Annotated in this window: 22 protein-coding genes; 12 read left to right on the top strand and 10 right to left on the bottom strand. The window is 72.2% G+C overall.

Going from position 1 to position 23,347, the window contains the following annotated elements:
• Positions 1-3 precede the first annotated feature (3 nt).
• On the bottom strand, positions 4-594 hold the full coding sequence (locus ACLQ2N_RS19080; RefSeq protein WP_425814517.1) for a TetR/AcrR family transcriptional regulator: 591 nt from the start codon (positions 592-594) through the stop codon (positions 4-6).
• A 122-nt stretch (positions 595-716) separates the two neighbouring features.
• Here ACLQ2N_RS19080 and ACLQ2N_RS19075 point away from each other — a divergent pair, with 122 nt between their 5' ends.
• The gene (locus ACLQ2N_RS19075; protein ID WP_425815011.1) at positions 717-1,226 is read left to right on the top strand and encodes an HXXEE domain-containing protein; all 510 of its coding nucleotides are present in this window, start codon (positions 717-719) and stop codon (positions 1,224-1,226) included.
• A gap of 84 nt (positions 1,227-1,310) precedes the next feature.
• On the opposite strand, the gene ACLQ2N_RS19070 is transcribed toward ACLQ2N_RS19075, so the two are convergent.
• Positions 1,311-1,841, bottom strand: a complete 531-nt coding sequence (locus ACLQ2N_RS19070) for a DUF3574 domain-containing protein (protein WP_425814515.1) — start codon at positions 1,839-1,841, stop codon at positions 1,311-1,313.
• A gap of 203 nt (positions 1,842-2,044) precedes the next feature.
• Between ACLQ2N_RS19070 and ACLQ2N_RS19065 the strand changes: the two genes are divergently transcribed.
• On the top strand, positions 2,045-2,776 hold the full coding sequence (locus ACLQ2N_RS19065) for a hypothetical protein (protein WP_425814513.1): 732 nt from the start codon (positions 2,045-2,047) through the stop codon (positions 2,774-2,776).
• Between the two features lie 434 nt (positions 2,777-3,210).
• Here ACLQ2N_RS19065 and ACLQ2N_RS19060 read toward each other — a convergent pair whose 3' ends face one another.
• A complete protein-coding gene (locus tag ACLQ2N_RS19060) occupies positions 3,211-4,422 on the bottom strand; it encodes a pyridoxal phosphate-dependent aminotransferase (protein WP_425814511.1) in 1,212 nt (403 codons plus the stop codon).
• An 85-nt stretch (positions 4,423-4,507) separates the two neighbouring features.
• Between ACLQ2N_RS19060 and ACLQ2N_RS19055 the strand changes: the two genes are divergently transcribed.
• Complete coding sequence (locus ACLQ2N_RS19055; protein ID WP_425814509.1) at positions 4,508-5,173, top strand: winged helix-turn-helix transcriptional regulator; 666 nt, start codon at positions 4,508-4,510, stop codon at positions 5,171-5,173.
• Positions 5,174-5,279: 106 nt separating this feature from the next.
• Positions 5,280-5,768, top strand: a complete 489-nt coding sequence (locus tag ACLQ2N_RS19050; protein ID WP_425814507.1) for a cupin domain-containing protein — start codon at positions 5,280-5,282, stop codon at positions 5,766-5,768.
• A 24-nt stretch (positions 5,769-5,792) separates the two neighbouring features.
• On the opposite strand, the gene ACLQ2N_RS19045 is transcribed toward ACLQ2N_RS19050, so the two are convergent.
• Positions 5,793-6,158, bottom strand: coding sequence for a nuclear transport factor 2 family protein (locus tag ACLQ2N_RS19045; RefSeq protein ID WP_425814505.1), 366 nt, complete (start codon positions 6,156-6,158; stop codon positions 5,793-5,795).
• An 84-nt stretch (positions 6,159-6,242) separates the two neighbouring features.
• Between ACLQ2N_RS19045 and ACLQ2N_RS19040 the strand changes: the two genes are divergently transcribed.
• Complete coding sequence (locus tag ACLQ2N_RS19040; protein ID WP_425814503.1) at positions 6,243-6,881, top strand: uridine kinase; 639 nt, start codon at positions 6,243-6,245, stop codon at positions 6,879-6,881.
• 21 nt (positions 6,882-6,902) lie between these two features.
• On the opposite strand, the gene ACLQ2N_RS19035 is transcribed toward ACLQ2N_RS19040, so the two are convergent.
• Together ACLQ2N_RS19035 and ACLQ2N_RS19030 are read right to left on the bottom strand one after the other, a co-directional pair.
• Entirely contained in the window at positions 6,903-7,805 is a 903-nt protein-coding gene (locus ACLQ2N_RS19035) for a carbohydrate kinase family protein (RefSeq protein WP_425814501.1), read from the bottom strand.
• A complete protein-coding gene (locus ACLQ2N_RS19030; RefSeq protein ID WP_425814499.1) occupies positions 7,802-8,743 on the bottom strand; it encodes a pseudouridine-5'-phosphate glycosidase in 942 nt (313 codons plus the stop codon). Before ACLQ2N_RS19030 ends, ACLQ2N_RS19035 begins: the two co-directional genes overlap by 4 nt.
• Before the next feature lie 140 nt (positions 8,744-8,883).
• Between ACLQ2N_RS19030 and ACLQ2N_RS19025 the strand changes: the two genes are divergently transcribed.
• Positions 8,884-9,699: a class I SAM-dependent methyltransferase gene (locus tag ACLQ2N_RS19025; protein ID WP_425814497.1), complete on the top strand. Its 816-nt coding sequence runs from the start codon at positions 8,884-8,886 to the stop codon at positions 9,697-9,699.
• Between the two features lie 9 nt (positions 9,700-9,708).
• Here the strand turns inward: ACLQ2N_RS19025 and ACLQ2N_RS19020 are convergent, their stop codons facing one another.
• On the bottom strand, positions 9,709-10,251 hold the full coding sequence (locus ACLQ2N_RS19020) for a methylated-DNA--[protein]-cysteine S-methyltransferase (protein WP_425814495.1): 543 nt from the start codon (positions 10,249-10,251) through the stop codon (positions 9,709-9,711).
• 45 nt (positions 10,252-10,296) lie between these two features.
• Positions 10,297-11,235 carry a glycerophosphodiester phosphodiesterase gene (locus ACLQ2N_RS19015; protein ID WP_425814493.1) on the bottom strand — a complete coding sequence of 313 codons (939 nt, stop codon included), beginning with the start codon at positions 11,233-11,235 and terminating at the stop codon, positions 10,297-10,299.
• Positions 11,236-11,466: 231 nt separating this feature from the next.
• Here ACLQ2N_RS19015 and ACLQ2N_RS19010 point away from each other — a divergent pair, with 231 nt between their 5' ends.
• From ACLQ2N_RS19010 to ACLQ2N_RS18990, 5 genes are all read left to right on the top strand, one after another.
• Positions 11,467-12,345, top strand: coding sequence for an MHYT domain-containing protein (locus tag ACLQ2N_RS19010; protein ID WP_425814491.1), 879 nt, complete (start codon positions 11,467-11,469; stop codon positions 12,343-12,345).
• A 39-nt stretch (positions 12,346-12,384) separates the two neighbouring features.
• Positions 12,385-14,553: an excinuclease ABC subunit UvrB gene (gene uvrB / locus ACLQ2N_RS19005; protein WP_425814489.1), complete on the top strand. Its 2,169-nt coding sequence runs from the start codon at positions 12,385-12,387 to the stop codon at positions 14,551-14,553.
• A gap of 143 nt (positions 14,554-14,696) precedes the next feature.
• Positions 14,697-15,275: a TerD family protein gene (locus ACLQ2N_RS19000; RefSeq protein WP_026171720.1), complete on the top strand. Its 579-nt coding sequence runs from the start codon at positions 14,697-14,699 to the stop codon at positions 15,273-15,275.
• Positions 15,276-15,438: 163 nt separating this feature from the next.
• On the top strand, positions 15,439-17,358 hold the full coding sequence (locus ACLQ2N_RS18995) for a TerD family protein (protein ID WP_425814487.1): 1,920 nt from the start codon (positions 15,439-15,441) through the stop codon (positions 17,356-17,358).
• Positions 17,359-17,645: 287 nt separating this feature from the next.
• Positions 17,646-18,629 (top strand): TerC family protein, encoded by a 984-nt coding sequence (locus ACLQ2N_RS18990; RefSeq protein WP_425814485.1) that lies wholly within the window; start codon positions 17,646-17,648, stop codon positions 18,627-18,629.
• Positions 18,630-18,666: 37 nt separating this feature from the next.
• Here the strand turns inward: ACLQ2N_RS18990 and ACLQ2N_RS18985 are convergent, their stop codons facing one another.
• Together ACLQ2N_RS18985 and ACLQ2N_RS18980 are read right to left on the bottom strand one after the other, a co-directional pair.
• A complete protein-coding gene (locus ACLQ2N_RS18985) occupies positions 18,667-19,323 on the bottom strand; it encodes an MBL fold metallo-hydrolase (protein WP_425814483.1) in 657 nt (218 codons plus the stop codon).
• Between the two features lie 29 nt (positions 19,324-19,352).
• A complete protein-coding gene (locus tag ACLQ2N_RS18980; protein ID WP_425814481.1) occupies positions 19,353-20,042 on the bottom strand; it encodes a maleylpyruvate isomerase family mycothiol-dependent enzyme in 690 nt (229 codons plus the stop codon).
• Positions 20,043-20,218: 176 nt separating this feature from the next.
• Between ACLQ2N_RS18980 and uvrA the strand changes: the two genes are divergently transcribed.
• Positions 20,219-23,230, top strand: coding sequence for an excinuclease ABC subunit UvrA (gene uvrA, locus ACLQ2N_RS18975; protein WP_425814479.1), 3,012 nt, complete (start codon positions 20,219-20,221; stop codon positions 23,228-23,230).
• Positions 23,231-23,347: the final 117 nt, after the last annotated feature.

The following is a 23,347-nucleotide window of genomic DNA, read 5'->3' as shown; positions in this document are numbered from 1 at the left end:
CGCTCAACCGCCGCGCCCGGCCGGCAGAACCGCGTCGACCACGGCGGCGGCGAACCCGGGCGGGACGGGCTCGTTCCTGAGCGCCGCCCGCACCCACACGGCGCCGGCGATCAGGTCGAGCAGCAGCTTCGGGTCGGCCCCCGGCGGCAGCTCCCCGCGTGCGGCGGCCCGGACGAACACCGGCTGCTCGCGCGCGAACCGGTCCGCGAAGAAGTCCCGGGCCAGCGAGGCGAGCTCGTCGTCGGCCAGCCCCGTCCCCGAGGCCAGGGCCCGCACGACCGCCCGCGTCCGTACGCCGGTGACCAGGGCGGCCAGCTGCTCCGTAAGGGCGATCAGGTCCCCGCGCAGCGAACCGGTGTCGGGGATATCGATGTCCAGCACCCGGGCCCGGAGCAGCGCCGCCCGGAGCAGCGCGGCCTTCGACGGCCACCAGCGGTAGATCGTCGTCTTGTTGACCCCGGCCTCCTGGGCGACGGCCTCGATGGTCAGCCCCGCGTACCCGCGTGCGGCGAGCAGCCGCAGCGTGGCGTCGAAGATCGCCTCGGCGGCGCGGGGGCCCTTGACGGGGCGGGGGTGCGGGGAAGGGGCGGACATGGCGGCTCCGGAAAAGTGCAACGCAACGTTGCGTTGGATTATAGGCTGTGGCCGATCACCCGAACACGACACGCAGGGGGATGCCCATGAAGGACGACCGGGACTCCGGGGTCTCAAGAGCGGTGACCTGGGGGCTGCTGGCCGCCTGGGCGGCCAATGACCTGGAGGAGATCGCCACCATGGCGGGCTGGCTCCGGACCGCGCGGCCGAGGCTCAGGAAGCGGCTGCCCTGGGTGCCCGACCGGGTGTGGGACCGGGCGGACCTCTCGCAGCGCGAGGTGAACACGGCCATCGGCCTGATGGGGGTGCTCATCGCGGCGGCCGCGGCCGACGGGGCGCGCACGGACGGGCGCAGCCCGTTCTTCCGTACCGTCCTGGCCGGATTCGGGCTCCACGGGGTGGTGCACCTGGCGCAGTCGGCGGCGTACGGCGGCTACACCCCGGGCGTGGCCACCTCGCCGACCGTCGTCATCCCGTACTCGCTCTGGGCGTTGCGCCGGCTGCGGGCGGCGGGCATCCCGGTCGGCGGCGCCCGTGAGACGGCGGTCGGGCTGGCGGTCCTGCCGGTCGCCGTGGCGGGCGCGCACGCGGCGGCCAGGGTGCTGGCCCGCCCCCGTACTCCCCACGCGTGATTCGGCGGGGCCGGGCCGCCCCCGGGTGCACCGCACGCCGGGCCGGCCCGGCCCCGTACACCCGGCGCGTGAACGGGCCCTGGCTCAGAAGTCGGCCGTCAGCCGCTCCTCCAGCCGGGCCACCGAGTCCTGGGCGTACGCCTTCTCGTAGGCGTTGCGGATGCGCTCGATCTGGCGGCCGCGCACCCCCGCCTCGGAGGCCGGGTAGAGCAGCGTCAGCTCGTAGCTGCGCTCGCGCTCGATGACGCCGTGGGAGTCCCGCCACTGCCCCCGGCCGTCCTGGATCGTCAGCCCGTTCGGGAAGCGCGGGGTGACCTCCTCGTCGATGAACGCGAGGAACTGCCGGTCGGTCACGTCCGGCCCGCCGTCCGGGCGTTCGGTGCCGAAGAGCAGCCGGGTCTCGATGTAGGCCTGGCCCCGTGCGGCCTCCGCCACCGCCGGGCGCGGCTCCGGAGAGGCGCCCGAGCCGAGGGTGGCGTACGCGACGGGCGTGCCCACTCCCAGGACGGCGAGGCCCGCCGCGGCGGCGACGAGCGCGGTGCGCCGGCGCGGGCGGCGGTTGTCGGAGGGGCCGGCCGGCTCGCTCGCGGCGGCCGTGCGGGACAGGAGAGGCATGGGGGAGCCCTTCGATCCGGATGCGGAGAGGCGCAGACGCGCGGGCCTCACTGTCGCAAGCGGGCCCCGGAGGAGGACGGCGGAAGCCGGGCGTCATCGGGAAACCACCCGATCGGGCGGGCGCACGCCGGCGCGCGGAAGGGCGCCGGACGCACCGGAAAACCCTTGGCCCAGGCGTCGTTGGCGCTGCTAGTTTCCTCGGCGTGGCGAAACTCAATCAGATCATCGCAGTGGAGAAGGGCGTCAAGTCCAAGGCACACCAGGACCTGACGGCGGCGCATCACGGCCTCCAGAAGGCCGGGCTCCTCGCCGGGATCTCCCGGACCTACCAGCCGAAGGACGAGGAGGGCGAGCAGCTGCCGCCCGAGTCGACGCTGGTGCAGGTCAAGGCCGAGGACGTGCTGCGGGAGACCGCCAAGACGCTCACCCGCCTGTTCGACGTGACCGCCACGAAGGACTGGGCGAACTGCGCGGCCCGCGCCGACGTGACGGTCGACGGCCGGGTCCTGGTGAGTGACGTACCGGTGTCCTACCTGCTCTTCCTGGAGAAGCAGCTCATCGACCTCAACACCTTCGTCCGCAAGCTGCCGGTGCTCGACGCCGCCGAGGCGTGGACCCAGGACCCGTCCACCGACGCCTGGAAGACCGAGCCGGTCCGCACCCTGCGCACCAAGAAGGTGCCCCGCAACCATGTGAAGGCGGAGGCCACCGAGAAGCACCCGGCGCAGGTCGAGGTGTACTACGAGGACGTGCCGATCGGCTACTGGACGACCGTGAAGTTCTCCGGGGCGCTGCCCGCGCGCCGGGTGAACGAACTGCTCGACCGGGTCGAGAAGCTCCAGCAGGCCGTCAAGTTCGCCCGCGAGGAGGCCAACGGCGTGGAGGTCACGGACCAGAGGGTGGGTGACGCCGTCTTCGGTTACCTCTTCGGGTGACCGACCATGGATTCCCCGGCGGTGGTCGAAACCGTCGGGGTGCGCGAGGAGCGCAAAGCTGAAACTGAAGTTTGTCGTGACGAAGCGGTTCCGGTGGAGGTTCGAGTCCTCCCCCCCGGCACTTCCGTGCACCGCGCACGGGCACGCGCCGGGGTGGCCCAACTGGCAGAGGCAGGCCGTGATCAATCTCAGACTCTCGCTCCAGGCTCAGCATGCGCCGCCTATCGCCGGATCGACCGGGCCCGTGCCCGTGTGCGTCGAGATGCCGGTTCGACTCCGGCCCGTGGAGCTTCGGTCCGCGGTCGTCTAAAGGCAGGACGCGACGACATAAAACTGACACGGGACCTTAAACGTGCCGGTGTGCGACAGCAGGCGGCAACACAGGGCTCGGGGGCCGGCTACGCCCCCGGGCCCGCTCCGCGTCCGGCCCGGACTCACTGCCGGTAGCCCGCCAGGAACCGGCCGATCCGACTGATCGCGGCGTCGAGGTCGTCGGCGTGCGGCAGGGTCAGGATGCGGAAGTGGTCGGGGCGCGGGTAGTTGAAGCCGGTGCCCTGGACGACCTGGATCTTCTCGCGCAGCAGCAGGTCCAGGACGAACTTCTCGTCGTCCACGATCGGGTGCACCTTCGGGTCGATGCGCGGGAAGGCGTACAGCGCACCCTTCGGCTTCACGCAGGACACGCCCGGGATCTCGTTCAGCTTCCGCCAGGCCCGCTCCCGCTGCTCGTGCAGCCTGCCCCCGGGCACCACGAGGTCCTTGATCGACTGCCGGCCGCCGAGCGCGGCCTGGATGGCGTACTGGGCGGGCGCGTTGGGACACAGCCGCATCGAGGCCAGCATCGTCAGCCCCTCCAGATAGCTGCGGGCGTGCTGCTTCGGGCCCGACACCACCATCCAGCCGGAGCGGAACCCGGCGACCCGGTACGTCTTCGAAAGACCGCTGAAGGTGAGGCAGACCAGGTCGGGGGCGAGCACCGCCACGCTGTGGTGCTCGGCGTCGTCGTAGAGGATCTGGTCGTAGATCTCGTCGGCGAACACCATCAGGCCGTGCCTGCGGGCCAGGTCGAGGATGTCCTCCAGGACCTCGCGCGGATAGACCGCACCGGTCGGGTTGTTGGGGTTGATGATCACGACGGCGCGGGTCCGGTCGGTGATCTTCGAGGCCATGTCGGCGACGTCCGGGTTCCAGTCCGACGCCTCGTCGCAGGTGTAGTGCACGGCCTTCCCGCCGGCCAGCGTCGTGACCGCGGTCCACAGCGGGTAGTCCGGGGAGGGGATCAGCACCTCGTCGCCGTCCTCCAGGAGCCCCTGGACGGCCATCGAGATGAGTTCGGAGACGCCGTTGCCGAGGAAGACGTCGTCCACGCCCACCTCGGCCAGGCCCATCGCCTGGTAGCGCTGGGCCACGGCGCGCCGGGCGGACAGGATGCCGCGCGAGTCGGTGTAGCCGTGGGCCTGCGGGAGCATCCGGATCATGTCCTGGACGATCTCCTCCGGCGCCTCGAAGCCGAAGAGGGCCGGGTTGCCCGTGTTGAGCCGGAGCACGCTGTGGCCCGCCTCCTCCAGGGCGTTGGCGTGCTCGATGACGGGTCCCCGGATCTCGTAGCAGACCTCGTTGAGCTTGCTGGACTGGCGGAATTCCATGCGGTGCCTCCCCGACCCGATTGCGATACTTGGTTTTACCAAGCTTGGGCTTGGAAAGTCCAACAACATGTCTAGACTGCGTCGCATGCCACGTCAGCCACAGCCCTCGACCCGCCCGGCCCGCCGCCGGAGTTACGACCAGTTCTGCGCCGGCGCCCGGGCGCTGGACGCGGTCGGCGACCGGTGGACGTTGCTGATCGTCCGTGAACTGCTGGCCGGTCCCCGGCGTTACACCGATCTCCACGCCGACCTGCCAGGCGTCAGCACGGACGTCCTGGCCTCCCGGCTCAAGGACATGGAGCAGGGCGGCCTCGTCACCCGCCGCAAGCTCCCGCCGCCGGCCGCCGCCACGGTGTACGCGCTCACCGCGCGCGGGCACGGACTGCTGCCGGTCCTCGCCGCGCTCGCCGAGTGGGGCGTCCCCGCACTGGCCGAGCGGCGGCCCACGGACGCGGTCCGGGCGCACTGGTTCGCGCTCCCGCTGCTGAGCGCCCTGAAGGGGGCGGCCGCGGGCGTGCTCGATGTCCGCCTGGACGAGGGCGAGTTCCACATCCGCACGGGTGAGGTGGCGGCCGGTGAGCCGGTGTACGGGGACGGGCCCGCCGCCGGCGCCGACGCGCGCATCGTCCTCGACGCGGAGCTGTGCCTCGCGCTGGGGCGCGGCGAGCCGACGTTCGCGGAGGCGGTCGGGGACGGCCGGATCGAGGTGTACGGGGACGGTGCGCTGGCCGAGGCGCTGCGCGGCGCCTGACACCGGGCGGGCTGGGCCGGATGCCGATGGCGTGATTCCAGCGGTCCTCTTCCGGGTAACGTCCGGGCATTTGAGATGTCCGTGACACCCGAGACAGGAGAGACCCATGGGGAACGGCGTACAGCGGGTCCGGCAGAGCCGGCGGGGCAGGGCGTTCGTCGTCGCCGGGTGCGTGGCGGCGCTCGCGTTCGTGCCGACGGCGGCCGGCGCCACGCCCGGCAGCGGGGTGAGCGCGACCGTCGTGGCCGAGGGCACCTCGGTGGGCAAGCTGAAGGTGAAGGCGCCGAAGGGGCGGGCGGACGTCACCTTCCGCAGGATCACCATCGAGCCGGGCGGCTCCACCGGCTGGCACACCCACAGCGGTCAGCTGATCGCCGTCGTCGAGTCCGGCACGCTCACCCGCACCCTGGACGACTGCTCGGTCGAGGTGTCCCCGGCGGGCACGTCGTTCATCGAGCCGTCGGGGAGGAACCACCGCCACATCGGACGCAACCTGGGCACCGAGCCCGTGGTCCTCTGGGTGACGTATCTGCTGCCCGAGGGCAGCGAGCTCTCCGACGACGCCGACCCGGTGACGTGCGTGCCGGGGAAGTGACGCCCGCCGGGGAACCCGCCGCCCTCAGCGGGCGAGCGTCTCCCCGTACGCGCCGAGACCGGCGATCACCAGACCGTCGCGGAGGGTCAGCACCTCGTACACCCGGCCGCCGATCTGGTTGCGGTAGTCGATCACCAGCGTGTCGACGCTCGCCCGGACGTCCATCACCTCGAACTCCAGGTCCGGGATGAGTTCGAGCCCGCGCTTCCAGTAGGCCCGCAGGGCGTCCTTGCCGCGCACCGTCCCGGAGGGGTCACCGGTGAACCGCGCGATCATGGGGGAGCTGAAGGTCACGTCCTCGTGGTAGTGCGCCAGGATGCGTTCCAGGTCGCGGGAGTTCCAGTCGTCCTGCCAGCGTGCTGCGAACTCACGGGCGAATTCAAGATCCATGGCCATGACCGTAATCCTCGCCGCGGAATCCGGCGGAGGTATTCCGGCATCCGGCCACCGGACGGGACGCGCGATGATGGACGGGTGCGATTCGAAGCGATCACCTGGGAACGGCTGACGGACGCGCTCGCCGCGCACGCCGACGCGCGGGAACCGGTCGACGGCGGGCCCTGGCTGAAGATCGCCGTCGACGGAGCCCCGGCCGCCCGCCCCGGCGACCTGGCCGAATCCGTCGCCGAGGCGCTGCGGCTCCGGGGCCGCGCCGTGCTCCCCGTGTCCACCGCCGGGTTCCTGCGGCCGGCGAGTCTGCGGTACGAGTACGGGAAGCGGGACCCCGACTCGTACTTCGGCAGCTGGTTCGACACCGGCGCCCTGTGGCGCGAGGTGTTCGGCCCGCTGGAACAGGGCGGCAGCGGACGGGTGCTGCCCGACCTGTGGGACCCGGCGACGGACCGGGCCACCCGCAGCGCGTACCGGCGGCTGCCGGAAGGCGGGGTGCTGGTCCTGCACGGGCCGCTGCTGCTCGGGCACTGGTTCCCCTTCGATCTCGCCGTCCACCTGCGACTTTCGGCGGGTGCGCTGCGCAGGCGCACGCCGGAGGAGGAGCTGTGGACCCTGCCCGCCTTCGAGCGCTACGAGAAAGAGGTGGCGCCCGCCGACAGCGCGGACGCGGTGGTGCGCGCGGACGACCCGGGGCACCCGGCGTGGACGGGGCTGCGGTGAGGAGCGCGGGTTCGAGTCCCGCTACTCACCCGGTAACGGCGGCCGCCCGCCCACCGTCGCGACGGCCTCCGCCCCCGCCCGGCACCCCGCCGCCGCGGCCGCCGCGTCGTCCGCGCCCGCCAGCCGGGCCGCGAGGAAGCCGCCGGTGAACGCGTCGCCCGCCCCGGTCGAGTCCACGGCCCGCCCGACCGGCTCCGCCGGGACCCGGCCGGTCACCGTGCCCCCGGTGGCGAGCAGCGCCCCGCCCGCGCCGAGCGTCACGACGACCAGGCGTGCGGGCATGCTCAACTTGGCTGCCGCGTCCGCCGGTTCCGGCAGTCCGGTGAGGAGCCGGGCCTCGTCCGCGTTGGGCAGCAGCAGACCGGCCCGCTCGGTCAGGGCGAGGAACCGGTCGACGCCGAGCCGGGCCAGGAAGCCCGCCGACGCGGGGTCCACGCTCACCGGAACGTTCCGCCGTACGGCCTCCCGCAGGGCGAGCAGCGCCGTCGCCCGGCTCGTGTCGGCGAACAGCAGATAGCCCGACAGGTGGAGGTGGGCGACCCCGTCGAGCAGTGCGGGCGACCAGTCCTCGGGGGAGAGCCGCAGCGCCGCGCCGCTGTCCGTGAGGAAGGTGCGCTCGGCGGTGGCGTCCACCAGAGCGACCACGGTCGCGGTCGGCGCCTCCTCGTCCACCGCGAGCAGCCCGCGCACCCCCGCCCGCCGCAGCAGACCGCGGTGCCAGTCCGCCGAGTCGGTACCCACCCGGGCCAGCAGCCGCACGTCCCGGCAGCCCGCGCGCGCCGCCCAGCAGGCCACGTTGGCCCCCGCGCCGCCCGCCCGGGTCCGGATCACGGCCGCCGTGTCCGTGCCGTGGGCGAGCGCCGATCCGTGCCGGGCCAGCACATCGGTGACCACGTCCCCGACGACCAGGAGGCCGCCGCTCACCGCGCCGTCCAGGCGGTGGCGATCCGGGCGGCGAGCGCCGCATTGCCCCGGACCGCGGCGAGGTTGGCCTCCAGCGAGGCGCCTCCGGTGTGCCGCACCAGCTGGTCCAGCAGGAACGGCGTGACCGCTTGCCCCGTGACTCCCCGCTCCCGGCACGCCTCCAGCGCCTCGGCCAGCACCCGGTCGTGCAGCCCGGGGTCCAACTGCTCCCCCTCCGGTACGGGATTGGCTACGATCAGCGCGGCCTCGGGGCCGCCCAGCGCGTCCTGGGCGCCCATCACCTCGGCGACCTCCTCGGGCGAGGTCACCGTCCAGTCGACCGGCTCGCCCGAACTGCTCAGGTAGAACCCGGGGAACGTCCGCGTGCCGTAACCGAGCACCCCGACGCCCAGCGTCTCCAGCCGTTGCAGCGTGGCCGGGACGTTCAGGATCGACTTCACGCCCGCGCAGACCACGGTGATCCCCGTCCGCGCCAGCAGCCGCAGGTCCGCCGACTCGTCCTGCGTCCGGGTCCAGCCCCGGTGCACCCCGCCGAGCCCGCCGGTCGCGAAGACCCGCAGTCCGGCCCGGGCCGCCAGGAAGGCGGTCGCCGACACGGTCGTCGCCCCGCTCGCCCCGGCCGCCAGCGCCGGGGCGAGGTCGCGGTGCCCCAGCTTGCGCATCCCCGGGTCCTCGGCCACCCGTTCCAGCTCGGCCTTGTCCAGACCGATCCTGGCCCGCCCGTCCAGCACCGCCACGGTCGCGGGCACGGCCCCCGCGGACCGCACGAGCCCTTCCAGCTCCCCGGCGACCCGCAGGTTGCGGGGGCGGGGCAGGCCATGGGCGATGATCGTCGACTCCAGGGCGACGACCGGCCGGTGCGCGGCGAGGGCGGCGCGCACCTCGGCGGAGAGGACCGGCGCGTAGGGGGTGGCGTCGAGGGGCGCGTTGAGTGACATGTCCACATCCCTGTCGCGGGCGGGCGGGGCTCAAACGTACGAGCCGGGCCCGGGCCGGCGGGTGGCGCGAAACCGACCGCCGGTGGCCGCGCACGAGGGGGCTAGGCCCTGATCCGCCGGACAGGCACTAGCGTCGCCCCATGCCTTCCGCGACCGGTCAACCCGCCTCCTCCTTACGTGATTTCTACGACGGCCTCGCCTCCGACTACGACCTCATGTACGCCGACTGGCAGGCGAGCATCGAGCGCCAGGCCGCCGCGCTGTCGGCCCTGATCACCACCGCGCTCGGCGCGGGCGCCCCGTACGACGTGCTGGACTGCGCCTGCGGCATCGGTACCCAGGCGCTCGGCCTCGCCGCGCTCGGCCACCGGGTCACCGGAAGCGACCTGAGCCCCGCCGCCGCTGCCCGCGCCGCGAAGGAGGCGGCCGCGCGCGGCCTGGACCTGCGCACCACGGCCGCCGACATGACGCGGCTGCCGTTCGGCGACCGCTCCTTCGACGTCGTCGTGTGCGCCGACAACTCGCTGCCGCACCTGCTCACCCCGGAAGCGGTGGAGGCGGCGCTCGGCGAGATGCGCAGGGTGCTCCGCCCCGGCGGCGTACTCCTGGTCTCCACCCGGCCGTACGACCGGCTGCGCCGCGAGCGGCCCGCGTCCACACCGCCGCAGCTCCGGGAGGAGACCGGTGGCCGGGTCGTCACCTTCCAGCTGTGGCACTGGCGCCCGGACGGCGAGCGCTACGACCTGGAGCACTTCCAGCTGCACCCCGCGGCGGAGGGGAACGACGACTGGGACGTGCGCACGCGCCGCACCTCGTACTGGGCGCTCGGGCAGGACCAGCTCACCGGCTTCGCCCGGCGAGCCGGCCTGACGGAGCCCGCCTGGCACGAGCCGGAGGCCACGGGCTTCTTCCAGCCGGTGATGGTCGCGCACCGGCCGGACGCGGACCCCGCCTGACCGCACCGCTCAGAACAGCGGCTCCGGCAGCACCCCTTCCAGCGCCAGCAGCTGCCGCTTGGTCTCCAGGCCGCCGCCGAAGCCGCCTATCCCGCCGTCGCTCTCCACCACCCGGTGGCACGGCACCACCAGGGGAAGGGGGTTGGACCCCATGGCCGCGCCGACCGCCTGGGCCGCGCCCGGCTGTCCGACCCGCTCGGCCAGCTCCCCGTAACCGGCGACCGCCCCGTACGGCACGCCCCGGGCCAGCTCCTGGAGCACCTGGCGGTTGAAGCCGGCGGTCAGCGACCAGTCCAGGCCGAGCGAGAACTCCCGCAGCGTCCCCGCGAAGTACGCCTCGAACTGGCGCACCGGCTCGGCCAGCCGGGCGGAGCCCGGGGCCTCCACCGGCTCCGCGCCGAGCCGGCCGCGCAGCCGGTCGAGCGCCGCGTCCCGTATCTCCGGGCGGGCGTGGAGGACGACGCTCACCAGCCCCGTCTCCGTCGCGGCCAGCATCAACGGACCGATGTCGCTCTCGACCACGGTCCACTCGACGACCCCGTTGCTGTCCATAGCCCCCACCGTACGGCCGCCCACTGACAACGGGCCCCGGCGGCCTCAGCCCCGCGTGGCCGCGCGCACCACGTCGGGGGTGTTCGTGATGATGCCGTCCACCCCCATGTCCTCGACCCGGCGGGCGGCCGCCGCGTCGTTCACGGTCCAGGGATTCACCCGGAGCGTCTTGCCGTGCGGGCCTTTCAGGGCGTGCGCCGCCGTCACGTAATCGCCCGACAGGCCGGCGTACGAGGGGTTGATCTGGTCGGCGAACGCGGCGTACGCGGGCAGTTCGGAGACGGCAGGGGCGCCGAGGAAGCCGGTGACCACGTCCGGGCGCAGGGAATGCACCGTGCGCACGCTGTCGGCACCGAAGCTCTGGATCACCAGGCGGTCCTGGACGTGGCTCCGGTCCAGCCAGCCCTCCTCGCCCAGCACCCGGAGGGTCGCCCGCTCGATCCCCGGGTAGCTCTCCGGGCTCTTGATCTCCAGCAGCAGGTTCTGGCCGTTGCGGCCGAGCCGCTTCAGATACTGGCGCAGGGTCGGCACCCGGGTCCCCGCGTACGCCGGCCCGAACCAGCCGCCCGCGTCCAGCCGGGAGATCTCGGCGGCCGTGAAGTCCTTGACCGCCCAGGGCGCGCGGGCCGGGAACACCTCCTCGGCGTCCGTCGTCCGCCTGAGGTCCGTGTCGTGGATGACGACCGCCACCCCGTCCCTGGTCAGCTGGACGTCGTTCTCCACCCAGTCGAAGCCCAGCGCGTCGGCCCTGTCCACGGCCGGAAGCGTGTTCTCGGGGGCGTACGCGGAGGCGCCCCGGTGGGCGTAGACGCGCGGGTGGTCCGCCGCGACGTCGGAGGCCCGGCGGACCGGGGCGACCTGTTGGACCGGGTGCCGGGTCAGCGGGGTGTCCGCGACCGGGGTGCCCGGATTCGGCATGAGCAACGTGCCGGCGCCCATGACGGCCGCAGCGGCGACGGAGGCGGTGGCGGTGCCTGCGTACACGTGGACTCCTTGCGTCAGAGTTGCGGACGGCCCGAGCGTCCCAGCCGCCCCCGAACGGGGGACAGGCGAGGGATGGCCACCGCGTGAACGCACCTCGGGGACCGCGCCCCGCGCTGCCGGCCCGGTCGATAAGATGCGGCACTTCTGTTGTGTCTGCCGGGCCTCGCGCCCGGGACGACAGGCCCTGGGATCGTCCTGACCCGGGTTTGCTGCTGCGAAGGGCGGACAAGGATGCAGGGCACGATCGACGGCTTCAGCTACGGGGCGGTGACCCCTGCGGCGGCGTTCCTCATGGCGTGCCTCGGCGCGGCGCTGGGCCTGCGCTGCACCACGCGGTCACTGCGCACCGAGCGTTCCTTCAGGGCCGGCTGGCTGGCTCTCGGGGCGACCTCCATAGGTTCGGGTATCTGGACCATGCACTTCATCGCGATGGTGGGCTTCTCCGTCGAGGAGGTGCCGATCGGCTACGACAAACCGATCACCTTCGCCAGCCTCGCCGTCGCGATCGTCATGGTCGGCATCGGGATCTTCCTGGTCGGGTACCGGGGCGCCGCCCGCATGGCCCTGGTGACGGGAGGCACGATCACCGGACTCGGCGTGGCCTCCATGCATTACCTCGGCATGGCCGGAATGAGGCTTGATGGGCAGTTCGAGTACGACACGATCACCGTGGCCCTCTCCGTGGTCATCGCCGTCGTCGCCTCGACCGCCGCGCTGTGGGCCGCCGTGTCCATCCACGGCTTCCTGCCCAGCCTCGGCGCGAGCGTCGTGATGGGCGTCGCCGTGAGCGGCATGCACTACACCGGCATGGCCGCGCTCCGCGTCCACCTGCACCCGTCCGCCACGACCGCGGCCCACGCCCCCGGCGACAGCGCCGGCTCGCTGCTGGTGCCCATGCTGCTCGGACCCGCCTGCTTCCTGGTGCTGGCCGCCGTCGTGGTCATGTTCGATCCGCTGGTGGTCATGGGCACGCCCGACTGGGACGACCCGTGCGCCGCGCGGATCCCCGGCGTCCCGGCCCGGCGCCAGGTCCCGCGCTTCGGCACGTACGCCGACCCGGCCTCCTTCCACTCCCGCCCGCGCGACGCCGTGGAGCCCGCGGACTGGTGAACCGGCCCCGTTGTCAGTGGCGGGTCGTACGGTGGTTGCATGCGGCCAGTCTCGAAGATCGAACGTACGGTGGCGCCTTTCGAGGTCGTCAGCCCCTACCAGCCCAGCGGCGACCAGCCCACGGCCATCGCCGAGCTGGAGAAGCGCGTCCGCGCGGGTGAGAAGGACGTCGTGCTCCTCGGCGCGACCGGCACCGGCAAATCCGCGACCACCGCGTGGATGATCGAGAAGCTCCAGCGCCCCACGCTGGTCATGGCGCCGAACAAGACGCTCGCCGCCCAGCTGGCCAACGAGTTCCGCGAGCTCCTGCCCAACAACGCCGTCGAGTACTTCGTCTCGTACTACGACTACTACCAGCCCGAGGCGTACGTCCCGCAGTCGGACACCTATATCGAGAAGGACTCCTCGATCAACGAGGAGGTCGAGCGGCTGCGCCACTCCGCGACCAACTCGCTGCTCACCCGGCGCGACGTCGTGGTGGTCGCCTCCGTCTCCTGCATCTACGGCCTCGGCACGCCGCAGGAGTACGTGGACCGCATGGTCCAGCTCAAGGTGGGCGAGGAGATCGACCGCGACGCGCTGCTGCGCCGCTTCGTGGAGATCCAGTACACGCGCAACGACCTGGCCTTCACCCGGGGCACCTTCCGGGTGCGCGGCGACACCATCGAGATCTTCCCGGTCTACGAGGAGCTGGCCGTCCGCATCGAGATGTTCGGTGACGAGATCGAGGCCCTGTCCACGCTGCACCCGCTGACCGGCGAGGTCATCAGCGAGGACCGATCCCTCCACGTCTTCCCCGCCAGCCACTACGTGGCGGGACCCGAGCGCATGGAGAAGGCCGTCAGCGGCATCGAGCGGGAGCTGGAGGAGCGCCTGGCCGAGCTGGAGAAGCAGGGCAAGATGCTGGAGGCCCAGCGGCTCCGCATGCGTACGACGTACGACATCGAGATGCTCCGCCAGATCGGCACCTGCTCCGGCGTCGAGAACTACTCGATGCACTTCGACGGCCGTTCCCCCGGCACCGCCCCCAACACCCTCCTCGACTACTTCCCGGAGGACTTCCTCCTGGTGCTGGACGAGTCGCACGTCACGGTCCCGCAGATCGGCGCCATGTACGAGGGCGACGCCTCCCGGAAGCGGACCCTGGTCGACCACGGCTTCCGGCTGCCGTCCGCGCTGGACAACCGCCCGCTGAAGTGGGAGGAGTTCCTCCAGCGGATCAACCAGACGGTCTACCTGTCCGCCACCCCGGGCACCTACGAGATGTCCCGGGGCGACGGCTTCGTGGAGCAGATCATCCGCCCGACCGGCCTGGTCGACCCCGAGGTCGTCGTCAAGCCCACCGAGGGCCAGATCGACGACTTGGTGCACGAGATCCGACTGCGCACCGAGCGCGACGAGCGCGTCCTGGTCACCACGCTCACCAAGAAGATGGCGGAGGACCTGACCGACTACTTCCTGGAGCTCGGCATCCAGGTCCGCTACCTCCACAGCGACGTCGACACGCTGCGCCGCATCGAGCTGCTGCGCGAGCTGCGCTCCGGCGAGTACGACGTCCTGGTCGGGATCAACCTCCTGCGCGAGGGCCTGGACCTGCCCGAGGTGTCGCTGGTGGCCATCCTCGACGCCGACAAGCAGGGCTTCCTGCGCTCGGGCACCTCGCTCATCCAGACCATCGGCCGCGCGGCGCGCAACGTCTCCGGCCAGGTCCACATGTACGCGGACAAGGTCACCCCGGCCATGGCGCAGGCCATCGACGAGACCAACCGCCGCCGCGAGAAGCAGGTCGCGTACAACACCGAGCGCGGCATCGACCCGCAGCCACTGCGCAAGAAGATCAACGACATCGTCGCCACCATCGCGCGCGAGGAGGTCGACACCGAGCAGCTGCTCGGCACCGGCTACCGCCAGGGGAAGGAGGGCAAGGCCCCCGTGCCCGCCCTCGGCAAGCACGCCGTCCCGGGCGACGGCAAGGCGGCGACGGCCGGGAAGTCCGCGAAGGCCGGCAAGGCGGGCAAGGCGGGCCGGGAAGCGGCGGCGGTCACCGACCGTCCGGCGACCGAACTGGCCGGGATCATCGAGGAGATGACGGACCGGATGCGCGCCGCCGCGGCCGACCTGCAGTTCGAGGTCGCCGCCCGGCTGCGCGACGAGGTGGGGGAGCTGAAGAAGGAGCTGCGCCAGATGCGCGAGGCCGGTCTGGCCTGACCGGCCGGACGGTTGGGGCCCGGGCCGCATGTTGCAGGACCGACACAAAACCGCCCAGGCCCTCCGCGCGGGTGACACCACTGCGTAGGGTGCTGGGAAACCGCACAAGGACGGTTGCGGGGAATGCGGAGAGGGGACAGCGCGTGACGGTCAATATGACCAAGGGTCAGGCCATCAGCCTGCAGAAGAGCGACGGGGGGACCCTGACCGCGGTACGGATGGGGCTCGGCTGGCAGGCGGCACCGCGCCGCGGATTGTTCGGCTCGCGCACCCGGGAGATCGACCTGGACGCCTCGGCCGTCCTGTTCGCCGACAAGCAGCCGGTCGACGTCGTGTTCTTCCGGCACCTCACCAGCGACGACGGCTCGGTGCGGCACACCGGGGACAACCTCGTGGGCGGCGCCGGTTCCGGCGGCGACGACGAGGCGATCCTCGTGGACCTCCAGCGGGTGCCGGTCCACATCGACCAGATCGTCTTCACGGTGAACTCCTTCACCGGCCAGACGTTCCAGGAGGTGCAGAACGCCTTCTGCCGCATCGTGGACGAGACCAACGGCCAGGAGCTCGCCCGCTACACGCTGGACGGCGGCGGGCAGTACACCGCGCAGATCATGGCGAAGGTGCACCGCGCGGGCAACGCCTGGAAGATGACCGCCATCGGCACCCCGGCCAACGGCCGGACCTTCCAGGACCTCATGCCGGCGATCCTGCCGCACCTGTAGGACGGCACACCGGACCGCGAGGTCCGCATCGCCTCACGCGCAGCTCCCGGCGGCACCGGCCGCCGGGAGCTGCCCGTATCGCGGCACCACCGCACCACCCGGAGCAGAGACACCACGCACAGCTTCACCCACACCAGCGGTACTACGTCGAGGGGACAGGGCAATGACGGCCGAGCTGGTCCGGGGGCAGAATCACACCTTGCCCCAGACCCGTCTGGAGATCCGGATATCGGCCGGGGCGCCCGTCGTGGCCGGCGCCACGCTCGGTGACGAGCAGGGCAGGGTGGCCGGCGTCGAGTGGATCGCCCACCCCGGATCGCCGCAGCTGCACGGCCTGGAAGTCTCCCGGCAGGCCGCCGCCGACCACCGCCTCGCCGTCGACCTCGACGCCCTGCCCGACGGGGTCCACCGGGTCACGGTGCTGCTGGCCCTCCCGACCGGGGCCGGCGGCCCGACCCGGTTCGGCGCCGTCGCCGCACCCTTCGTCGCGGTCACCGCCCTCGACGGCACCGAGATCGCCACGTTCACGCTGACCGGCCTCGACAGCGAGTCCGCGGTCGCCGCCCTGGAGCTGTACCGCCGCCAGGGCGCCTGGAAGGTCCGCGCGGTCGGCCAGGGCTACGCGGGCGGCCTCGCGGCCATGCTCGCCGACCAGGGCGTGGACCGGGCCGCCGAGCTGGCCGGGACGATCCAGGAGGCGGTCGCCCGGGGCCTGGCCCGCTCGGTGGCTCCGCCGCCGCCCCGCACCCCGGAGGGCGACCGGGTCAGGCACGCGCCCGCCCCGGGCAACGGGCAGCCGCCCGTCCCGCCGCCCGCGCCCCCGCAGCCCGAGCCCCTGGCGGAGCCGGCCGCCCCGGGCGGCCCGATCAACTACGCGCACCCGCGCCGGCAGCCCACCGCGCCCCCGCCGCCGCCCCCGGCCGCGCCGCCCGCCCGGCCGGGGCAGCCCGCGCAGCCCGTCGCCGGGGACGCGACCGGCTGGTCCATGGACGAGCGCCTGTACAACCAGGTGTGGGGCATGTTCGAGGACCTGGCCCGCGCGGTCGCCGCCTACCGCAGCGCCGTCGACTTCGCCGAGTCCCGGATGGACCAGGAGCTGGAGCGCACCCTGTCCGACCCGCGCAGCCGCATCGGGGGCGCGGGCGACCGGGCCCGCGAGGAGGCCCGCGCCAAGCGCGACGAGCTGACCGCCCGCGCCCGCGAGTCCCTGGACCGCGACCTCGCCCAGCTCGCCGCCGAGTCCGCCGTCGTGGAGCCCGCGCTCCCGGCCCCCTACGCGGGCTGGGACAACCCCGTCTGGCACGGCTACCGGGCGCCGATGGAGATCCCCATGGCCCTGCGCATCGGCGACCTCCACCTCCCGGAGCGCGCCGACCTGCGCATCCCGCTCCTCGTCCGGCTGCCGCTGGAGCGGGGCATGTGGATCGACAGCGGGCGCACGGCCTCCGAGGCCGCCGCGCTGACCGGCCCCGACCAGCTGCGCAGGCTGGCGATGGAGACCGCCGTGCTGCACGCGGCCCGGCTGCTGGCGGTCTACCCGCCGAACGAGTTCACGGTCCACGTCATCGACCCGGCCGGTTCGGCCGCCGGCGCGCTCGCCCCGCTGGTCCGCTCCGGGGTGCTTCCCTCGCCGCCCGCCGCCGGGGCCCAGGGCGTCTCCGCGGTCCTCGCCCACCTCACCCGGCGGGTCGACCTGGTGCAGATGGCGATCCGGGCCGGTGCCGCCGACTCGCTGCCGCCGGACCTGGACCCGGCCGAGCAGCTGCTGATCGTCAACGACTTCCCGCACGGCTTCGACGACCGCGCGGTGACCCAGCTCCGCTACCTCGCCGACGAGGGGCCCTCGGTGGGCGTCCACCTGATGATGGTCGCGGACCGGGAGGACGCGTCCGCGTACGGCCCGGTCCTGGACCCGCTGTGGCGCTCGCTGCTGCGGGTCACCCCGGTCGCCGACGACCATCTGGCCGACCCCTGGGTCGGTCACGCGTGGACGTACGAGCCGCCCAGGACCCCGCCGGGGAGCGCGGTCCTGGACCAGGTGCTGGAGCGGGTGGCCCACGCCCGCCGCACCGGGTCGCGCTGAGCCGCGCTCGTCCCCGTACACCTCGGGCAGTCCTCGCACAGCTCACAGCAAAATGCTTCTGACCTGCGAGTTTGGAGAGTTTTTAGGCTTCTCTTTACCTTTCCTTGGTATTTCCTGTACCGTTCATGGAGCGGAGGGGAGTACTCCCATACGCGGCGTTCCCGTCAGTACGGACTGTGACCGGTCCCGGGGCGCCGGCCCGGGGCGCAGCCCGCGCGCCCGGGTGGAAGAGACCTCCGGCAGCGACGACGCTGATCAGTAGCCCGTAGCGAACTGCCGGAGGCGCAGTGGACGTTTCATGGACCCTCTGGGCGCTGACCATCTTTGGTCTGTGCGCCCTCATCGCCGTCGACTTCCTCATCGGGCGCAAGCCCCATGAGGTGTCGACCAAGGAAGCCGGGATCTGGACGATCGTCTGGATCGTGCTGGCCGCTCTGTTCGGACTCGGGCTGCTCGTCTTCGGCGAGAGCCAGGCATCGGGCGAGTTCTTCGCCGGCTACATCACCGAGAAGTCGCTCAGCGTCGACAACCTCTTCGTCTTCGTGCTGATCATGGCGAAGTTCTCGGTGCCCTCCCACCTCCAGCAGCGGGTGCTGCTGATCGGCGTGCTGATCGCGCTGGTGCTGCGGGCGGTCTTCATCGCCGCGGGCGCCGCCGTCATCGCCAACTTCTCGTGGGTCTTCTACATCTTCGGCGCGTTCCTGATCTACACCGCCTGGAAGCTCATCCAGGAGGCCAGGGCCGACGACGAGGACGAGGAGTTCGAGGAGAACCGCCTCCTGAAGAACATCGAGCGCCGCTTCGGCGTCGCCGACCGGTACCACGGCACCAAGCTCTTCATCCGCAACAACGGCAAGCGCGTCCTGACCCCGCTGATGGTCGTCATGCTCGCCATCGGCACCACCGACGTGCTGTTCGCGCTGGACTCCATCCCCGCGATCTTCGGCCTCACCCAGGACCCGTACATCGTCTTCACCGCCAACGCCTTCGCCCTGATGGGCCTGCGCCAGCTGTACTTCCTGATCGGCGGTCTGCTGGAGAAGCTGGTCCACCTCAGCTACGGGCTGTCGGTGATCCTCGGCTTCATCGGCGTCAAGCTGGTGCTGCACGCCCTGCACGAGTCCGGGGTGCACGTCCCCGAGATCTCCATCCCGGTCTCGCTCGGCGTCATCTGCGGGGTGCTGATCATCACCACGATCACCAGCCTCATGGCCAACAAGAAGAAGGCCGAGGCCGAGGCACGCGAGGCGAAGACCGGGGACCGCGTCTAGCGCGGGCCCTGGACGCAGCGGGACGGACGGCCCCGCCTCACCACCCCCGGGCGCGCCACTCGGGCAGGTGGGGCCGTTCGTCCCCCAGCGTGGTGTCGCGCCCGTGGCCCGGATAGACCCAGGTCTCGTCCGGCAGTGGCGCGAAGAGCTTGGTCTCCACGTCGTGCAGCAGGCTCGCGAACGCCTCGGGGTCCTTGTGCGTGTTGCCGACCCCGCCGGGGAAGAGGCAGTCCCCGGTGAACAGATGCGGCGCACCGTGCGGGTCGTCGTACAGGAGTGTGATCGAGCCCGGGGTGTGACCGGTCAGACGGCGGGCGGTGAGCGCCACCTCGCCCACCCGGATGGTGTCGCCGTCCTCGACCAGGACCTCCGTCGGCACCTCGATGCCCTCGGCGTCGAACCGTCCCGCGTAGGTGCGCGCCCCGGTCGCCGCGACGACCTCGCCCAGCGCCCGCCAGTGGTCGCGGTGCCGGTGGGTGGTGACGACGGAGAGGATCGAGTCGTCACCGATCAGCCGGAGCAGCGTCCCGGCCTCGTCGGCCGCGTCGATCAGCAGCTGCTCGCCGGTGGCCCGGCAGCGCAGCAGGTAGGCGTTGTTGTCCATCGGGCCGACGGCGACCTTCGAGATCATCAGATCCGTCAGTTCGTGCACATCGGCGGGCCCGCCGACCTTGACCGCTCCGCTGTACGTCATGTTCCTCAGCCTATAGCGGGGGCAGCGGCCTACAGCGGGGGCAGTGCCGGAAGCGTTCCGCCTCCGACGGTCAGCGCCGAGCCGTCGCGCCGCCCGCTGAGCCAGCCCAGCAGCTCGGGCGCCGTGCCCCGGACACCGATGGGCCCGCCCTCCGCGCCGCCGCCGGTCGTCCACACCCGCCCGGTGCCGTCGGCGAGCGACACCGGCGCGATCTCCGGGTGCCCGGCGAACCGCTCGGCCAGGAAGCCGATCTCCCGCGCCGTGAACTCGTCCGGCAGGTCCTCCAGCTCGTAGCCGACGCCCAGGTCGACGTGGTGCAGCTCCACCTCGGCCCGGCGGCGGAGGGGCACGTGGGAGGCGGAGTCCGTCACACCGTTACGCAGGGTCACGGTGCGCGACCAGTCCCCGGGCTCGGCCGCGGCCGCGACGAACCGGGCCGCGCTCGCCGTCAGGTCGGCCAGCTGCTGCGCGTGGGACCGGGGGGCATCCCGCTCGATGTCGCGGTCGCGGGTTTCGCTGTCTGCGTACATAGGCAGCCCGCGGAGAACATTCACGAGCGCGTCGGCGTTACGGGAGAGGTGCGCGATGACATGACCGCGGCTCCACCCCGGCAGCCGTGACGGCTCGGACAGCCCCGCGTCGTCCAGTTTCCCGGTGGCGCCGAGCAGCCGGTCCGTCGCTTCCCGGAGTGCTGCCAGGTCGTGCGCATGATCAGTCATGGGGCCGAGCCTAGCCTCGGCCACTCGTTCGGGTGAAGGAGTTCTCAGCCGTCCGCAATTCGAATGTGCGTGCTATACGCTCGGAGTCGAAAGCTCCGTACACCGCTGTGGCGCCCCCCATACCCTGGGCGAGGGGCTCAGTTCCCCCGCTTCTCTCTAGAAAGGTGCGGACCGGCGTGGCCGACCGTCTCATCGTCCGTGGCGCTCGCGAGCACAACCTCAAGAACGTCTCGCTCGACCTCCCCCGCGACTCCCTCATCGTCTTCACCGGGCTCTCCGGGTCGGGCAAGTCGTCGCTCGCGTTCGACACGATCTTCGCCGAGGGCCAGCGCCGCTACGTGGAGTCGCTCTCCTCGTACGCCCGGCAGTTCCTCGGCCAGATGGACAAGCCGGACGTCGACTTCATCGAGGGCCTGTCGCCCGCCGTCTCCATCGACCAGAAGTCGACCTCGCGCAACCCGCGCTCGACCGTCGGCACCATCACCGAGGTCTACGACTACCTCCGGCTGCTCTTCGCCCGGATCGGCAAGCCGCACTGCCCCGAGTGCCACCGCCCCATCTCGCGCCAGTCGCCGCAGGCCATCGTGGACAAGGTCCTCGGCCTGCCCGAGGGCAGCCGCTTCCAGGTGCTCTCGCCGCTGGTGCGCGAGCGCAAGGGCGAGTTCGTGGACCTGTTCTCCGACCTCCAGACCAAGGGCTACAGCCGCGCCCGGGTGGACGGTGCCACGATCCAGCTCTCCGAGCCGCCCACGCTCAAGAAGCAGGAGAAGCACACCATCGAGGTCGTCATCGACCGCCTCACCGTGAAGGACAGCGCCAAGCGCCGGCTGACGGACTCCGTCGAGACCGCGCTCGGCCTCTCCGGCGGCATGGTCGTGCTCGACTTCGTGGACCTCCCCGAGGACGACCCCGAGCGCGAGCGGATGTACTCGGAGCACCTCTACTGCCCGTACGACGACCTCTCCTTCGAGGAGCTGGAGCCGCGCTCCTTCTCCTTCAACTCCCCGTTCGGCGCCTGCCCCGACTGCACCGGCATCGGTACGCGCATGGAGGTCGACCCGGAGCTGATCGTCCCGGACGAGGAGAAGTCCCTGGACGAGGGCGCCATCCACCCCTGGTCCCACGGCCACACCAAGGAGTACTTCGGCCGCCAGATCAACGCGCTGGCCGAAGCCCTCGGCTTCCGTACGGACATCCCCTGGGCCGGGCTGCCGCAGCGCGCCAAGAAGGCCCTGCTGCACGGCCACAAGATCCAGACCGAGGTCCGCTACCGCAACCGGTACGGGCGTGAGCGCGCCTACACCACCCCGTCCTTCGAGGGCGCCGTCCAGTTCGTCAAGCGGCGGCACTCCGAGGCCGAGAGCGACTCCAGCCGGGAGCGCTTCGAGGGGTACATGCGCGAGGTCCCCTGCCCGACCTGTGAGGGCACCCGGCTCAAGCCGATCGTCCTCGCGGTCACGGTGATGGAGAGGTCCATCGCCGAGGTCTCCGCGATGTCCATCAGCGAGTGCGCCGAATTCCTCGGCCGCCTCAAGCTGAACGCCCGCGACAAGAAGATCGCCGAGCGGGTCCTCAAGGAGGTCAACGAGCGGCTGAGGTTCCTGGTCGACGTGGGCCTGGACTACCTCTCGCTGAACCGCGCCGCGGGCACCCTGTCCGGCGGCGAGGCCCAGCGCATCCGGCTCGCCACGCAGATCGGCTCCGGCCTCGTCGGCGTGCTCTACGTGCTGGACGAGCCCTCCATCGGACTGCACCAGCGCGACAACCACCGGCTGATCGAGACCCTCGTCCGCCTCCGCGACATGGGCAACACGCTCATCGTCGTGGAGCACGACGAGGACACCATCAAGGTCGCTGACTGGGTGGTCGACATCGGCCCCGGCGCCGGTGAGCACGGCGGCAAGGTCGTCCACTCCGGCTCGCTCAAGGAACTGCTGGCCAACGACAAGTCGGTCACCGGGCAGTACCTGACCGGCAAGAAGTCGATCTCCGTGCCCGAGGTGCGGCGGCCCGTGGACCCCTCGCGGCTGCTCACGGTGCACGGCGCCCGGGAGAACAACCTCCGGGACATCGACGTCTCCTTCCCGCTCGGCGTGCTGACCGCCGTCACCGGCGTCTCGGGCTCCGGCAAGTCGACGCTGGTCAACGACATCCTCTACACCCACCTGGCCCGCGAGCTGAACGGCGCCAAGTCGGTGCCCGGCCGGCACACCCGGGTCGACGGGGACGACCTGGTCGACAAGGTGGTGCACGTCGACCAGTCGCCCATCGGCCGTACGCCCCGGTCCAACCCGGCCACGTACACCGGCGTCTTCGACCACGTCCGCAAGCTGTTCGCCGAGACGATGGAGGCCAAGGTCCGCGGCTATCTGCCGGGCCGGTTCTCCTTCAACGTCAAGGGCGGCCGCTGCGAGAACTGCTCCGGCGACGGCACCATCAAGATCGAGATGAACTTCCTGCCCGACGTGTACGTCCCGTGCGAGGTCTGCCACGGTGCGCGCTACAACCGGGAGACCCTGGAGGTCCACTACAAGGGCAAGTCCATCGCCGAGGTGCTGGACATGCCGATCGAGGAGGGCCTGGAGTTCTTCGAGGCCGTCCCGACCATCGCCCGCCATCTGCGCACGCTCAACGAGGTCGGCCTCGGATACGTGCGGCTCGGCCAGTCAGCGCCGACGCTCTCCGGCGGTGAGGCCCAGCGGGTCAAGCTCGCCAGCGAGCTCCAGAAGCGCTCCACCGGCCGCACCGTCTACGTCCTGGACGAGCCGACCACCGGTCTGCACTTCGAGGACATCTCCAAGCTGATCAAGGTGCTCTCCGGCCTGGTCGACAAGGGGAACTCGGTGATCGTCATCGAGCACAACCTCGATGTCATCAAGACCGCCGACTGGGTGGTCGACATGGGCCCCGAGGGCGGCAGCGGCGGCGGCCTCGTCATCGCCGAGGGCACCCCGGAGTACGTGGCGGGCGTCCCCGCCAGCCACACCGGCAAGTTCCTCCAGGACATCCTGGACGCCGACCGGGTGAGCGAGGCCGCCGTCCCGGCCGCCCGCAAGCCCGCCGGGAAGAAGGCCGCCAAGAAGACCGCCGCGGCGAGGACGGCTTCCACGACGAAGACGGCGACGGCCAGGACCGCCGCGGCGAAGAAGCCCGCCGCCAAGAAGACGGCCCGCGCGCGGAAGGGCTGACACCGGGACACGCGGTGCGAGGCGGGGGGGCCCCCCCCCCGGGGGCCCCCCCCCCCCCGGGGCGCCCCCGGCCGCCCCCCCGCGGCGCGGCCCGGGGCGGCCCCCCCCCCCCCCCCC

Origin of the sequence: Streptomyces sp. DT224 (assembly GCF_049844595.1) — a bacterium.
GTDB lineage: Bacteria > Actinomycetota > Actinomycetes > Streptomycetales > Streptomycetaceae > Streptomyces.
Note: the sequence above shows the minus strand (reverse complement) of the source record. Positions and strands in the feature narration are given on the sequence as shown.

Excerpts from the sequence above, each read along its gene's own strand:
- ACLQ2N_RS19080 (WP_425814517.1), bottom strand. The coding sequence starts at position 594 with ATGTCCGCCCCTTCCCCGCACCCCCGCCCCGTCAAGGGCCCCCGCGCC.
- ACLQ2N_RS19070 (WP_425814515.1), bottom strand. The coding sequence starts at position 1,841 with ATGCCTCTCCTGTCCCGCACGGCCGCCGCGAGCGAGCCGGCCGGCCCC.
- ACLQ2N_RS19060 (WP_425814511.1), bottom strand. The coding sequence starts at position 4,422 with ATGGAATTCCGCCAGTCCAGCAAGCTCAACGAGGTCTGCTACGAGATC.
- ACLQ2N_RS19055 (WP_425814509.1), top strand. The coding sequence starts at position 4,508 with ATGCCACGTCAGCCACAGCCCTCGACCCGCCCGGCCCGCCGCCGGAGT.
- ACLQ2N_RS19050 (WP_425814507.1), top strand. The coding sequence starts at position 5,280 with ATGGGGAACGGCGTACAGCGGGTCCGGCAGAGCCGGCGGGGCAGGGCG.
- ACLQ2N_RS19045 (WP_425814505.1), bottom strand. The coding sequence starts at position 6,158 with ATGGATCTTGAATTCGCCCGTGAGTTCGCAGCACGCTGGCAGGACGAC.
- ACLQ2N_RS19030 (WP_425814499.1), bottom strand. The coding sequence starts at position 8,743 with ATGTCACTCAACGCGCCCCTCGACGCCACCCCCTACGCGCCGGTCCTC.
- ACLQ2N_RS19025 (WP_425814497.1), top strand. The coding sequence starts at position 8,884 with ATGCCTTCCGCGACCGGTCAACCCGCCTCCTCCTTACGTGATTTCTAC.
- ACLQ2N_RS19020 (WP_425814495.1), bottom strand. The coding sequence starts at position 10,251 with ATGGACAGCAACGGGGTCGTCGAGTGGACCGTGGTCGAGAGCGACATC.
- ACLQ2N_RS19010 (WP_425814491.1), top strand. The coding sequence starts at position 11,467 with ATGCAGGGCACGATCGACGGCTTCAGCTACGGGGCGGTGACCCCTGCG.
- uvrB (WP_425814489.1), top strand. The coding sequence starts at position 12,385 with ATGCGGCCAGTCTCGAAGATCGAACGTACGGTGGCGCCTTTCGAGGTC.
- ACLQ2N_RS18995 (WP_425814487.1), top strand. The coding sequence starts at position 15,439 with ATGACGGCCGAGCTGGTCCGGGGGCAGAATCACACCTTGCCCCAGACC.
- ACLQ2N_RS18985 (WP_425814483.1), bottom strand. The coding sequence starts at position 19,323 with ATGACGTACAGCGGAGCGGTCAAGGTCGGCGGGCCCGCCGATGTGCAC.
- ACLQ2N_RS18980 (WP_425814481.1), bottom strand. The coding sequence starts at position 20,042 with ATGACTGATCATGCGCACGACCTGGCAGCACTCCGGGAAGCGACGGAC.